Below are 12,543 nucleotides of genomic sequence, written 5' to 3'. Positions count from 1 at the left end.
CCTGAGGTGCTGAGGCCCGGTGCGGCCGGAAGCCGCACCGGTGCCTGTGGAAGCCAAGTTGATCCCGACGCTGATGACAACAGCGGCGATATCGCTAAGCTTGGCGAAACATATCCTTACGAATTGGAGGTTCCCGTGACGGGCAATGTGCTGGATATCCCGGTCAAGACTGTGGATGGTCGTGAGACCACGCTCAACGAATACAAGGGCAGGGTGCTCCTGGTCGTCAATGTCGCCTCGAAATGTGGGCTCACCGTCCAATATGGGGGGCTGGAAAAGCTCTACGGGGAAAAGCGCGAGCGCGGCTTCGTCATCGCCGCCTTTCCCGCCAACGACTTCAAGGGCCAGGAGCCCGGCACCGACGCCGAAATCCTCGATTTCTGCACCAGCACCTACGACGTCACCTTCCCGATCTTCTCGAAGATCTCGGTCAAGGGCGAGGCCCAACACCCGCTTTACCGGCAACTGACCAAGTCGGGTGTCGCGACGACGGGTGACGGCCCGATGCGCGAACGCCTGAAATCCCATGGCATGACAGGCGGCGATGAGGACGATATCCTCTGGAACTTCGAAAAATTCCTGATCGGCCGCGACGGCAAAGTCGCCGCCCGCTTCGCGCCGGATGTGACGGCGGACGATTCGCGGCTGGTTTCCGCTGTGGATAAAGAACTGGCGAAGGCATGAATGGTGGGCGATGAGCACCCACCAGACAGCGGGATGCTCATTACCCCGATCACGCTCTCACATCTCAGTCGGAGAAAATGAGAAAGCGCATCCGGCGCCGTTCCAAGATCCTCAGATCCCAAGCACGGTCACAAGCGGGGGCGTAAAGTCCTTGAAGCCCACTCTCGGCCAGTCGCACCTCTTGTCGAATTTCGTCTTTGGTTCGTGGCGCTGGCATTGCGGATTCGTCTTGAATGCATATCCGGGCAGGGCGATGTATGTGGCACTTGGCGTGCCAAGGGCAATCGCGATGCACAGCGTCAATGTGGAGCGCAGGGTCCTCATGGGACACCTCCAGGCGTGATGAACCTTCAAGCGCGGAGACTTTCCGGGCGACGAATATTCCCACTTTTGCCGGCCCCTATCCATTCGCCCAATAGGAGGTGGCGCGGCGATTGGGAGTAGTCCGTTTTATGGAGCGCTGGCTTTCGGACGGCGCGCAGCTGAAGCCGCCGGGCGCAACGCCTTGCTGCGCCGGAACGTTTCGCCGAATGCCACCTGGAGAACGCAGACCTGCCCACAACTCGGATCGTGGTGTGCCGGTGCACGGGGCATCGGCCAGCCGGTTCACCGGATACGAAGAGTCGTAACGAACCGATAGGCAGCGGTGAGTTTACGGCGTGGATGTAATCACCATGAAATGGCAGACGATGGGCGTCCTCCAAAACGGCAAGGCGTGCCCATTACCCCAATCACACAGTCACATCTGAGTGAGAGAAAATGAGAAGGCGCATCGGGCGCCGCTCATAAATGAAACGCGGTTTTGGAAAAACGAAAACGTATATTCATCGCCGCTTTGACCGCTGTCTCTGAAAGATGCGGGGAATCGGCTGATTGTGCTTAAGACGCCGCGCTGGCTGGTTTTCATGATTTCCAGGCTGCAGGCTGAATTGTCGGCATCGACCGAAAAGACAATCGGCAGATCTGACGGCATTCTCAGGAGATAGGTCCTAGCTTGACGCGCCGGGGTTTCTCCCGAGGTTGTAATAGCCTGATCCCCGGTAGACAGGAACACCTCTTGCGCCGGCTCTCTGGCAATGCACGGCGGCGCAGCCACGCTGGCGAGAAGCAGCGCAGAGATGATGGCAACGGTTTTCATGAGGTGTCTCCTGACAAAACACCTTGCGCAGATCGTGACCGGATTAGCGAGCTAATTCGGGAGCCTAACTCTGATGAACAAGTTGCGGGAAAGTTTGGTAATGGTGGGCGATGACGGACTCGAACCGCCGACATCCTCGGTGTAAACGAGGCGCTCTACCAACTGAGCTAATCGCCCATCGCAAACGAAGCCGGATCGGCCTGCCGCGTTGGTGGCCGTGATCTATGCGGATCGCGGCAAAACCGCAAGAGTGTTTGTGAAGATTTTTTGATTTTTTTGGTGGTGGTCCCGTGTCTTGCGATGCCGCTTAGCTTCGGCTCGGCTGTGGAAAAGTGAGGGGAGGGTGGCGAGCATCTCCGTTTCGAAGGCGCTGCGTCTGCGCCTGAGCATCGCTGCGGAAGACGGAAGTGCCGGCTTTTGTTCGTCCGGGGCCCAAGTCGCCGAAACAATTCACGAACTGTCATGGTTTTGTCTCCAAACCTGCTTGACACTAAAAGGCGAACCCCGTAGTTAGCCGCTCATCGAAACGGGCAGCCGTTTTGGAGAGGGTGCGAAGGCATCCGGACTGCTTGAAATGAATTGCGGGTGTAGCTCAGTTGGTTAGAGTGCCGGCCTGTCACGCCGGAGGTCGCGGGTTCGAGCCCCGTCACTCGCGCCATTTCAAGTCTTGTAAAACGCAAATGCGATTTGTCGTTTGTCCGGTTCACTTCATCCTCGCGGCCGCAAAATGGCCGATCAATGCGCGGGTGTAGCTCAGTCGGTTAGAGTGCCGGCCTGTCACGCCGGAGGTCGCGGGTTCGAGCCCCGTCACTCGCGCCATTTCTTCCGAAAGCCATGCAGTTTCCAGTGGTCAGGCATGCAGGTTCAAACGGCCTGCACGGATTTGTCGCGACATCGTTGCATCTGCTTGATAATGTCCGCGCGACACGCGTCGAATTGCCTCTGTAAAAGTCTTGCGCCGGGGCCTCGGCTGCGCTAACCACGGCTTGTTGCAACGCACGTTCGCTTGCCGGGCATTTGCCCAAATGCGCCCCCTGGCGTCTCCGGCAAGCAGGGATGAACATGATGACTGAACTGCTCAGTTCTTATATTCCGATCGCTATCTTCATTGCTATTGCGCTCGTTATCGGCCTGGCGCTGCTCATTGCGCCGTTCGCCGTGGCTTTCAAAGCGCCTGATTCGGAAAAGCTCTCGGCTTACGAATGCGGCTTCAACGCTTTCGACGACGCCCGCATGAAGTTCGACATCCGCTTCTATCTCGTGTCGATTCTCTTCATCATCTTCGACCTCGAAGTCGCCTTCCTCTTTCCCTGGGCCGTGTCTTTCGGCGCCATCGGCTGGTTCGGCTTCTGGTCCATGATGGTCTTCCTTCTCGTGCTGACCATCGGCTTTATCTATGAATGGAAGAAGGGAGCCCTGGAATGGGAGTAGCCCCTGTGAGCAATCAGCCGCTCGTCGCACAGCAGTCAAAGGGGATCATCGATCCCTCGACCGGCAAGCCGATCGGCAGCAACGACCCATTTTTCGGTGAGATCAACAATGAGCTCGCCGACAAGGGTTTTCTCGTCACCTCGACCGACGAGCTGATCAACTGGGCCCGTACCGGCTCGCTGATGTGGATGACCTTCGGTCTTGCCTGCTGCGCCGTCGAAATGATGCAGCTGTCGATGCCGCGTTACGACGTCGAGCGCTTCGGTTTTGCGCCGCGCGCTTCGCCGCGCCAGTCCGACGTAATGATCGTCGCCGGCACGCTGACCAACAAGATGGCGCCGGCGCTGCGTAAGGTCTATGACCAGATGCCCGAGCCGCGTTATGTCATTTCGATGGGCTCCTGCGCCAATGGCGGCGGCTATTATCACTATTCCTATTCGGTGGTGCGCGGCTGCGACCGCATCGTGCCGATCGACATCTACGTGCCGGGCTGTCCCCCCACGGCAGAGGCGCTGCTTTACGGCGTGCTTCTGCTGCAGAAGAAGATCCGGCGTACCGGCACGATCGAACGCTAAGGGTTAAGGACAAGGCATATGAGTGAAGCCCTGACTGAGCTTGCGTCCTACCTTGGCGAAGCGCGCGGCAATCTGATCGCCGCATCGCAGATGAAGTATGGCGAGCTGACGCTGACGACGACGGGTGAAAACCTGATCGCGCTTCTGACCTTCCTGCGCGACGACGCCAAATGCGGTTTCGTCAATCTGATCGATATTTGCGGCGTCGACTGGCCGCAGCGCGAGCTGCGTTTCGACGTCGTCTACCACCTGCTGTCGCCGAAGAAGAACCTGCGCATCCGCGTCAAGGTCGCGACCGACGAGGATACGCCGGTTCCGTCGGCCTGCCCCGTCTATCCGGGTGCCGACTGGTTCGAGCGCGAGACCTGGGACATGTATGGCGTGCTCTTCACCGGCCATCCGGACCTGCGCCGTATCCTGACCGACTACGGCTTCGAAGGTCATCCGCTACGCAAGGATTTCCCGACCACCGGCTTCGTCGAGGTTCGATACGACGACGCGGCAAAGCGCGTCGTCTACGAGCCGGTCGAGCTGAAGCAGGAATTCCGCAACTTCGATTTTATGTCGCCCTGGGAAGGCACGGAGTATGTGCTGCCCGGCGACGAAAAAGCGAAGCAATAAATTCAAGGCGGCTGGTGGGCTTAGCCCGCCATTCACTGGTTATCTGAGAACGCGAGCCCATCGCCATGACAGAACATAACGTCCGCAACTTCAATATCAATTTCGGACCGCAGCATCCGGCGGCGCACGGCGTTCTTCGTCTTGTCCTGGAGCTTGACGGCGAAATTGTGGAGCGTGTCGATCCGCATATCGGCCTTTTGCATCGCGGCACCGAGAAGCTGATCGAGACCAAGACCTATCTTCAGGCCGTGCCCTATTTCGATCGCCTCGACTACGTCGCGCCGATGAACCAGGAACATGCCTATGCGATGGCCGTCGAAAAGCTGCTCGGCATCGAGATCCCGATTCGCGGTCAGCTGATCCGCGTTCTCTATTCTGAAATCGGCCGCATCCTGTCGCACCTTCTGAACGTCACGACGCAGGCCATGGACGTCGGCGCGCTGACGCCGCCGCTCTGGGGCTTCGAAGAGCGTGAAAAGCTGATGGTGTTCTACGAGCGCGCCAGCGGCTCACGCATGCATGCCGCTTATATCCGTCCGGGCGGCGTCCACCAGGATCTGCCCGAACAGCTCGTGCAGGATATCGGCGCCTGGTGCGACCCGTTCCTGAAGGCGCTCGATGACATCGACAACCTGTTGACCGGCAACCGCATCTTCAAGCAGCGCAACGTCGATATCGGCGTCGTCTCGCTGGAGGAATGCTGGGCCTGGGGCTTCTCCGGCGTCATGGTGCGCGGTTCGGGTGCGGCCTGGGATCTGCGTCGCGCCCAGCCCTATGAATGTTATTCCGATCTCGAATTCGACATTCCGATCGGCAAGAATGGCGACAACTACGACCGCTATCTGATCCGTATGATCGAGATGCGCGAATCGGTCCGCATCATGAAGCAATGCGTCAACCGCCTGCTCTCGGATGCCAGGACCGGTCCTTTCTCGTCGATCGACGGCAAGGTCGTGCCGCCGAAGCGCGGCGAGATGAAGCGCTCGATGGAAGCGCTGATCCACCACTTCAAGCTCTATACCGAAGGCTACCATGTGCCGGCCGGCGAGGTTTACGCCGCTGTCGAGGCGCCGAAGGGCGAATTCGGCGTCTATCTCGTCTCCGACGGCACCAACAAGCCCTATCGCTGCAAGATCCGCGCCCCCGGTTATGCCCATCTGCAGGCGATGGACTTCATGTGCCGCGGCCACCAGCTTGCCGACGTCGCGGCCGTCCTCGGCTCGCTCGACATCGTCTTCGGCGAGGTGGATCGCTGATGCAGCTTCTGCCGCTGGCCGTCGCAATCCTTCTTTCGGCATCCGGGGTTTCGGCTCAGGAGTCCGATAGCCTCGGCACGCCGCTCGGCCATAAGGAAGAGACGCCGCCGGCGCAGCAATCGTCCATGGGTGAGCTTTTGTCCAAGGGCTATCAGATCAAGGCTGCCATTCCGAACGGCAGCAAATTCGTAGTGTTTATGCAAAAAGACCAGTCGGCCTATGCCTGCGAAATGCAGTCTTTGACCGCTTCGCGGTGTGGAACCCTAAACTGACAAGGCGTGAGAAAGAATGTCCGTTCGTCGATTAGCCGAAGATCAATTTCAGCCTGCCGCATTCGCCTTCAGCGATGAGAATGCGGTCTGGGCGGACAAGACGATCCAGAAATACCCCGCCGGCCGCCAGCAATCGGCGGTCATTCCGCTGTTGATGCGGGCGCAGGAGCAGGACGGCTGGGTCACGCGCGCGGCGATCGAAAAGATCGCCGACATGCTGGATATGGCCTATATCCGCGTGCTCGAGGTCGCGACCTTCTATACGCAGTTTCAGCTGCATCCTGTCGGCACCCGCGCCCATGTGCAGGTCTGCGGCACGACGCCTTGCATGCTGCGCGGCTCGGAAGCGCTGATGTCGGTCTGCAAGAGCAAGATCCATGCCCATGCCTTCGAGCGCAATGCCGAAGGCACTCTGTCCTGGGAAGAGGTCGAATGTCTCGGGGCCTGCGTCAACGCCCCGATGGTGATGATCGGCAAGGACACCTATGAGGACCTAACGCCCCAGCGTCTCGAAGAGATTATCGACGTTTTTGCCGCCGGCAATGGCGCCAGCATCAAGCCCGGCACCCAGATCGACCGGGTGTTTTCGGCGCCCGAAGGCGGCCCGACCTCGCTGACGACCGAAGAGCCGAAGGCAAGGACGCGCGCCAAGAAGGCCGATGCCGAAACCGTGTCGGCTCCGGTCGACGCCGCGCCGGTTCCGCCCTCCGAGGCCGCCCGCCCGAAGAGTACCGATGCCGAGACCAATGCTGCCCTGAAGACGCCGGCGACGGCGCCGAAGGCGGCTGCGAAAAACGCAAAGGCAGCCGAGCAGCAGCCGATATCAGGCACTGCGGCTGCCGAACCGGCGCCGAAAGCTGCCGTCAAGGCTGAAGCCGCCCCGGCGGCAAAGCCTGCTCTGACCGACAAGAACCGGCCGGCCGGCATCGAAAAGCCTGCCGCACCTGATGATCTGAAGATGATCTCGGGTGTCGGCCCGAAGATCGAGGCGACGTTGAACGAAATCGGCATCTTCACCTTCGCGCAGGTCGCAGGCTGGAAGAAGACCGAACGCGATTGGGTCGATGGCTATTTGAATTTCCGCGGCCGCATCGAGCGCGATGACTGGGTCAAGCAGGCCAAGGCGCTCGCCAAGGGCGGGGAAGCGGAATATATCAAGGTCTTCGGCAAGAAGCCGCGGTAAGAGGTGAAGCATGTTACAAGATAAAGACCGCATCTTTACCAACATCTACGGCCTCAAGGACAAATCCCTGAAGGGCGCGATGAGCCGCGGCCACTGGGACGGCACCAAGCAGATCCTCGAAAAGGGCCGCGACTGGATCATCAATGAGATGAAGGCGTCTGGCCTTCGCGGTCGCGGCGGCGCCGGTTTCCCGACCGGCCTCAAATGGTCCTTCATGCCGAAGGAAAGCGACGGGCGGCCGCATTACCTCGTCGTCAACGCCGACGAATCGGAACCCGGCACCTGCAAAGACCGCGACATCATGCGCCACGATCCGCATACGCTGATCGAAGGCTGTGTCATCGCGAGCTTCGCGATGGGCGCCAATGCGGCCTACATCTATGTGCGCGGCGAATATATCCGCGAGCGCGAAGCGCTGCAGGCGGCGATCGACGAATGCTATGATTTTGGCCTGCTCGGCAAGAACAACAAGCTCGGCTGGGACATGGACATCTTCGTCCATCACGGCGCCGGTGCCTATATCTGCGGCGAGGAAACTGCCCTGCTCGAAAGCCTCGAAGGCAAGAAGGGCCAGCCGCGCCTGAAGCCGCCGTTCCCGGCCAATATGGGCCTTTACGGCTGCCCGACGACGGTCAACAACGTCGAATCGATCGCTGTCGCGCCGACGATCCTGCGCCGCGGCGCCGGCTGGTTCTCGGCCATCGGCCGTCCGAACAATGTGGGCACCAAGCTGTTCATGCTCTCCGGCCACGTCAACAAGCCGTGCACGGTCGAAGAGGAAATGGGCATCACCTTCCGCGAACTGGTCGACCGCCATGCCGGCGGCATCCGCGGTGGCTGGGACAACCTGCTTGCCGTCATTCCAGGCGGAGCATCTTGCCCGATCGTTCCGGCCAAGGACATCATCGATTGCCCGATGGATTTCGACGGCCTGCGCGGCGTCGGCTCTTCCTTCGGTACGGCCGCCGCGATCGTCATGGACAAGTCCACCGACGTCATCAAGGCGATTGCCCGCATCTCCGCCTTCTTCAAGCATGAGAGCTGCGGCCAGTGCACGCCCTGCCGCGAAGGCACGGGCTGGATGTGGCGCGTCATGGAACGCATGGCCAAGGGCAATGCCCAGAAGCGCGAAATCGACATGCTGTTCCAGGTAACGAAGCAGATCGAAGGCCATACCATCTGTGCGCTCGGCGACGCCGCCGCGTGGCCGGTGCAGGGTCTGATCCGTAACTTCCGTCCCGAGATCGAAAAGCGCATCGACCAGTATACCGCGAGCGCGCTTGATCACGGTGCGGTTCTGGAGGCGGCTGAATAATCATGGCGGACAACGCATCCAAGAGTGGGAAGAAGGAAGAAGTCGCCGATTTCGCGGCCGGTTTCGGCCGTCTAGCCGCCGAGATGCTGGAAAATGCACGGGCGATGCCGGTGCATCCGCTGATGGCGCAGCCCGCGGCAGCCTTTGCCGCCGCAACGGCGATCGGCTTTGGTTTCTCGACCCAGATGGCCGGCGCTTTCTTCGGTGCCTGGCAGAGCGCCCTGGAAACCACCGGCAAGGTCGCGGCCGCCCTCGATGACACGCCTCCGGACGAACTGAAGCCCGATGTCGATATCCGGCCGGAGAATATTCGCTCGGAGGTCAAGGCTTTCACCAAGCCGCCGGCCGAGAAGAAGGCAAAGCCGACACTGACTGTCGTCAAGCCGGTCAGCGAGCCGACGCCAGCCGGCCAAGCCAAGCCAGCCAGCCAAGCGAAGGCCAGCCAGCCAGAGCCGGCCGTGAAGGCAAAACCGGTTGCGCGGGGGAAGACCGACGACCTCAAGCTGATCGCCGGCATCGGCCCGAAGCTGGAGCAGGTGCTGAACGCCAAAGGCATTCGCAGCTTCGCCGATATCGCTGCCTGGACCGACGAGGAAATCGCCCGGTTCGACGCTGAACTCGGCTTCAATGGCCGCATCGGCCGTGACGACTGGACGGGCCAGGCGAAAGTTCTGGCAGGGCGGGGCCGCAGAAAGAAATGAACTGTCCGGCCGTGTCGATCGGCCGGAAAGATGGGCAGGTCGGCGGACGGGCGGGGGCCCGAAGATGCCGGTGCGGGTTCCGGGTCTGGAACGCGCGATAGAGAATTTGGGCGACATCAGATGTCGGCAGGACGAAAGATCCGGCTTGGCAATGAGAGTGCTGCAAAAATAGGTTTGTTTGCCGTCATCAGGCAAACGGGAAACAGGACTGAGCGACGATGGCAAAACTGAGGATTGACGGCAACGAGATCGAAGTTCCGGATCATTTCACGCTATTGCAGGCGTGCGAGGATGCCGGTGCCGAGGTTCCGCGCTTCTGCTTCCATGAGCGCCTGTCGGTTGCCGGCAATTGCCGCATGTGCCTTGTCGAGGTGAAGGGCGGCCCGCCGAAGCCACAGGCTTCCTGCGCCATGAGCGTGCGCGATATCCGCGGCGGCCCGAACGGCGAACTGCCCGAGGTCTTCACCAACACCCCGATGGTCAAGAAGGCCCGCGAAGGTGTGATGGAATTCCTGCTGATCAACCATCCGCTCGATTGCCCGATCTGCGACCAGGGCGGCGAATGCGACCTGCAGGACCAGGCGATGGCCTTCGGCATCGACACCTCGCGCTATCAGGAAGACAAGCGCGCCGTCGAGGACAAGTATATCGGCCCGCTCGTCAAGACGGTGATGAACCGCTGCATCCACTGCACGCGCTGCGTCCGCTTCACGACCGAGGTCGCCGGCATTTCCGAACTCGGCCTGATTGGCCGTGGTGAGGATGCCGAGATCACCACCTATCTCGAACAGGCGATGACCTCCGAGCTGCAGGGCAACGTCGTCGACCTTTGCCCGGTCGGCGCGCTGACCTCGAAGCCTTTCGCCTTCACCGCGCGCCCCTGGGAATTGAACAAGACCGAATCGATCGACGTCATGGATGCCGTCGGTTCGGCGATCCGCGTCGATACCCGCGGCCGCGAAGTCATGCGCATCCTGCCGCGTGTCAACGAGGCGATCAATGAAGAGTGGATCTCCGACAAGAGCCGCTTCATCTGGGACGGCCTTAAGACCCAGCGCCTCGACCGGCCCTACGTCCGCCGCGACGGCCGCCTGCAGCCGGCCACTTGGGCCGAAGCCTTCGGCGCCATCAAGGCCGCCGTCGGCGCCACCTCGGGCGACAAGATCGGCGCCATTGCTGGCGACCTTGCTTCCGTCGAGGAAATGTATGCGCTCTCCGAACTGGTGAAGTCGCTGGGATCGGCCAATCTCGACTGTCGCCAGGATGGGGCGGCACTCGATCCGTCGCTGGGCCGTGCAAGCTATCTCTTCAACCCGACCATATCGGGCATCGACCAGGCCGATGCGCTGTTGATCATCGGCGCCAATCCGCGCTTTGAGGCAGCCATCCTCAACGCCCGCATCCGCAAGCGCTGGCGCCGCGGCAAGTTCCCGATCGGCGTGATCGGCGAGCTGGGTGAACTGCGCTACAGCTATGATTACCTCGGCGGCGGTCCCGACACGCTGAAGGATCTGGTCGACGGCACCCATGCCTTCGCCGAAGTCCTGAAGAACGCCGCCAAGCCGATGATCATCATCGGCCAGGGCGCGCTGTCGCGCACCGATGGCGCCGGCGTTCTCGCCAGCGCTGCCAAGCTCGCCGGCTCGGTCGGCGCGGTCTCCGAAGGCTGGAACGGCTTTGCCGTCCTCCACACCGCTGCCTCGCGCGTCGGCGGACTCGACCTCGGCTTCGTGCCGGGCGCCAAGGGCGTCAATGCCGCCGAGATGCTGACGGCGATGGACGTGCTCTTCCTGCTCGGCGCAGACGAACTCGACTTCACCGCGAAGAAGGCCAAGCTCACCGTCTATATCGGCTCGCATGGCGATAACGGCGCGCATCATGCCGATGTCATCCTGCCGGCCGCAGCCTATACCGAGAAGTCCGGAACCTGGGTCAACACCGAGGGCCGCGTCCAGATGGGCAACCGCGCAGGTTTTGCGCCGGGTGACGCCCGCGAGGACTGGGCGATCATCCGTGCCCTTTCCGACGTGCTTGGCAAGAAGCTTCCCTTCGATTCGCTCAGCGAATTGCGTGTCCGGCTCTATGCCGCTTTCCCGCATTTCGCTGCCATCGACGAGATCGCTGAAACCGATAGCGCCCAAATTGCCGCAGTTGCGAAAAAAGCCGGCAAGATGAACAAATCCGGGTTTGCGTCGCCGGTGAAAGACTTCTATTTGACGAACCCGATAGCGCGTGCCTCGGCTGTCATGGCGGAGTGCTCGGCATTGGCCCGCAACAACTTCAAAGTCGCGGCAGAGTAAGGGCAGGGGACTATGGATTCTTTCTTTTCGACCTATGTCTGGCCGGCGATCATCATGATCGGTCAGTCGCTGCTGCTTCTCGTCTGCCTGCTCGTTTTCATCGCCTACGTGCTGCTCGCCGACCGCAAGATCTGGGCGGCCGTGCAGTTGCGCCGCGGCCCGAACGTCGTTGGTCCCTTCGGCCTGTTCCAGTCCTTCGCCGATCTTTTGAAGTTCGTTTTCAAGGAGCCGATCATTCCGGCCGGCGCCAACAAGGCGGTGTTCCTGCTTGCCCCGCTGGTGACGGTGCTGCTGGCGTTGTCCACCTGGGCGGTGGTGCCGCTGGCCGACGGATGGGTGATCGCCAACATCAATGTTGGCATCCTTTACATTTTCGCGATCTCCTCGCTCGAGGTTTACGGCATCATCATGGGCGGCTGGGCTTCGAACTCGAAGTATCCGTTCCTCGGCGCGCTGCGCTCGGCGGCACAGATGGTGTCCTATGAAGTCTCGATCGGCTTCGTCATCGTCACCGTGCTTCTCTGCGTCGGTTCGCTGAACCTGACCGATATCGTCAATGCGCAGCATACCGGCCTTGGCACTATGCTCGGCCTGCCGTCGTCGTTCCTCGACTGGCACTGGCTGTCGCTGTTCCCGATGTTCATCATCTTCTTCATTTCGGCGCTTGCCGAGACGAACCGTCCGCCCTTCGACCTTCCGGAAGCCGAATCGGAACTCGTCGCCGGCTTCATGGTCGAATACGGCTCCTCGCCATACATGATGTTCATGCTCGGGGAATATGCGGCCGTCTGCCTGATGTGCGCGCTGACGACGATCCTCTTCCTCGGCGGCTGGCTGCCCCCGGTCGATATCTGGATCCTCAACTGGGTCCCAGGCATCATCTGGTTCACGCTGAAGGCCTGCTTCGTGTTCTTCATGTTCGCGATGGTCAAGGCCTTCGTTCCGCGCTACCGCTACGACCAGCTCATGCGCCTCGGCTGGAAGGTCTTCCTGCCGCTGTCGCTCGCCATGGTCGTCATCGTTGCATTCGTGCTGAAACTGATGGGTTGGGCATGATGGTGCCCACT

The 12,543-nt window shown here is 60.9% G+C and carries 13 protein-coding genes and 3 tRNA genes; 13 read left to right on the top strand and 3 right to left on the bottom strand.

Annotation, left to right across the window (positions count from 1 at the left end):
* Positions 1-135: 135 nt before the first annotated feature.
* Positions 136-684: a glutathione peroxidase gene (locus HX899_RS33780; RefSeq protein WP_138328256.1), complete on the top strand. Its 549-nt coding sequence runs from the start codon at positions 136-138 to the stop codon at positions 682-684.
* Positions 685-795: 111 nt separating this feature from the next.
* On the opposite strand, the gene HX899_RS33775 is transcribed toward HX899_RS33780, so the two are convergent.
* From HX899_RS33775 to HX899_RS33765, 3 genes are all read right to left on the bottom strand, one after another.
* On the bottom strand, positions 796-1,008 hold the full coding sequence (locus HX899_RS33775) for a hypothetical protein (RefSeq protein ID WP_171599447.1): 213 nt from the start codon (positions 1,006-1,008) through the stop codon (positions 796-798).
* Positions 1,009-1,423: 415 nt separating this feature from the next.
* Entirely contained in the window at positions 1,424-1,822 is a 399-nt protein-coding gene (locus HX899_RS33770) for a hypothetical protein (RefSeq protein ID WP_181294477.1), read from the bottom strand.
* Positions 1,823-1,923: 101 nt separating this feature from the next.
* Positions 1,924-1,999, bottom strand: a tRNA-Val gene (locus HX899_RS33765).
* 404 nt (positions 2,000-2,403) lie between these two features.
* Between HX899_RS33765 and HX899_RS33760 the strand changes: the two genes are divergently transcribed.
* The 12 genes from HX899_RS33760 (at position 2,404) to nuoH (ending at position 12,532) form a co-directional block, all read left to right on the top strand.
* Positions 2,404-2,480, top strand: a tRNA-Asp gene (locus HX899_RS33760).
* 84 nt (positions 2,481-2,564) lie between these two features.
* A tRNA-Asp gene (locus HX899_RS33755) sits at positions 2,565-2,641 on the top strand.
* A 246-nt stretch (positions 2,642-2,887) separates the two neighbouring features.
* A complete protein-coding gene (locus tag HX899_RS33750; protein ID WP_010055493.1) occupies positions 2,888-3,253 on the top strand; it encodes an NADH-quinone oxidoreductase subunit A in 366 nt (121 codons plus the stop codon).
* Entirely contained in the window at positions 3,244-3,828 is a 585-nt protein-coding gene (locus HX899_RS33745; protein WP_027685149.1) for an NADH-quinone oxidoreductase subunit B family protein, read from the top strand. Before HX899_RS33750 ends, HX899_RS33745 begins: the two co-directional genes overlap by 10 nt.
* An 18-nt stretch (positions 3,829-3,846) precedes the next feature.
* Positions 3,847-4,449 carry an NADH-quinone oxidoreductase subunit C gene (locus HX899_RS33740; RefSeq protein WP_181294476.1) on the top strand — a complete coding sequence of 201 codons (603 nt, stop codon included), beginning with the start codon at positions 3,847-3,849 and terminating at the stop codon, positions 4,447-4,449.
* Between the two features lie 65 nt (positions 4,450-4,514).
* Positions 4,515-5,705 carry an NADH-quinone oxidoreductase subunit D gene (locus tag HX899_RS33735; RefSeq protein WP_012756960.1) on the top strand — a complete coding sequence of 397 codons (1,191 nt, stop codon included), beginning with the start codon at positions 4,515-4,517 and terminating at the stop codon, positions 5,703-5,705.
* A complete protein-coding gene (locus HX899_RS33730) occupies positions 5,705-5,977 on the top strand; it encodes a hypothetical protein (RefSeq protein WP_025394095.1) in 273 nt (90 codons plus the stop codon). The genes HX899_RS33735 and HX899_RS33730 overlap by 1 nt, the downstream gene beginning before the upstream one ends.
* Positions 5,978-5,993: 16 nt before the next feature.
* Complete coding sequence (locus HX899_RS33725) at positions 5,994-7,160, top strand: NADH-quinone oxidoreductase subunit E (protein ID WP_181294475.1); 1,167 nt, start codon at positions 5,994-5,996, stop codon at positions 7,158-7,160.
* Between the two features lie 10 nt (positions 7,161-7,170).
* Positions 7,171-8,475, top strand: coding sequence for an NADH-quinone oxidoreductase subunit NuoF (gene nuoF, locus HX899_RS33720; RefSeq protein ID WP_138328252.1), 1,305 nt, complete (start codon positions 7,171-7,173; stop codon positions 8,473-8,475).
* 2 nt (positions 8,476-8,477) lie between these two features.
* On the top strand, positions 8,478-9,176 hold the full coding sequence (locus HX899_RS33715; RefSeq protein ID WP_181294474.1) for a 5' DNA nuclease: 699 nt from the start codon (positions 8,478-8,480) through the stop codon (positions 9,174-9,176).
* A gap of 218 nt (positions 9,177-9,394) precedes the next feature.
* On the top strand, positions 9,395-11,476 hold the full coding sequence (nuoG, locus tag HX899_RS33710) for an NADH-quinone oxidoreductase subunit NuoG (RefSeq protein ID WP_180196694.1): 2,082 nt from the start codon (positions 9,395-9,397) through the stop codon (positions 11,474-11,476).
* A 12-nt stretch (positions 11,477-11,488) separates the two neighbouring features.
* On the top strand, positions 11,489-12,532 hold the full coding sequence (nuoH, locus tag HX899_RS33705; protein WP_181294473.1) for an NADH-quinone oxidoreductase subunit NuoH: 1,044 nt from the start codon (positions 11,489-11,491) through the stop codon (positions 12,530-12,532).
* Positions 12,533-12,543: the final 11 nt, after the last annotated feature.

Origin of the sequence: Rhizobium sp. WYCCWR 11146, assembly GCF_013591995.1 — a bacterium.
Taxonomy (GTDB): Bacteria; Pseudomonadota; Alphaproteobacteria; order Rhizobiales; family Rhizobiaceae; genus Rhizobium; species Rhizobium indicum.
Note: the sequence above shows the minus strand (reverse complement) of the source record. Positions and strands in the feature narration are given on the sequence as shown.

Coding starts and splice junctions, on each gene's coding strand:
- HX899_RS33775 (WP_171599447.1), bottom strand. CDS start 1,008: ATGAGGACCCTGCGCTCCACATTGACGCTGTGCATCGCGATTGCCCTT.
- HX899_RS33770 (WP_181294477.1), bottom strand. CDS start 1,822: ATGAAAACCGTTGCCATCATCTCTGCGCTGCTTCTCGCCAGCGTGGCT.
- HX899_RS33750 (WP_010055493.1), top strand. CDS start 2,888: ATGACTGAACTGCTCAGTTCTTATATTCCGATCGCTATCTTCATTGCT.
- HX899_RS33745 (WP_027685149.1), top strand. CDS start 3,244: ATGGGAGTAGCCCCTGTGAGCAATCAGCCGCTCGTCGCACAGCAGTCA.
- HX899_RS33740 (WP_181294476.1), top strand. CDS start 3,847: ATGAGTGAAGCCCTGACTGAGCTTGCGTCCTACCTTGGCGAAGCGCGC.
- HX899_RS33735 (WP_012756960.1), top strand. CDS start 4,515: ATGACAGAACATAACGTCCGCAACTTCAATATCAATTTCGGACCGCAG.
- HX899_RS33730 (WP_025394095.1), top strand. CDS start 5,705: ATGCAGCTTCTGCCGCTGGCCGTCGCAATCCTTCTTTCGGCATCCGGG.
- HX899_RS33725 (WP_181294475.1), top strand. CDS start 5,994: ATGTCCGTTCGTCGATTAGCCGAAGATCAATTTCAGCCTGCCGCATTC.
- nuoF (WP_138328252.1), top strand. CDS start 7,171: ATGTTACAAGATAAAGACCGCATCTTTACCAACATCTACGGCCTCAAG.
- HX899_RS33715 (WP_181294474.1), top strand. CDS start 8,478: ATGGCGGACAACGCATCCAAGAGTGGGAAGAAGGAAGAAGTCGCCGAT.
- nuoG (WP_180196694.1), top strand. CDS start 9,395: ATGGCAAAACTGAGGATTGACGGCAACGAGATCGAAGTTCCGGATCAT.
- nuoH (WP_181294473.1), top strand. CDS start 11,489: ATGGATTCTTTCTTTTCGACCTATGTCTGGCCGGCGATCATCATGATC.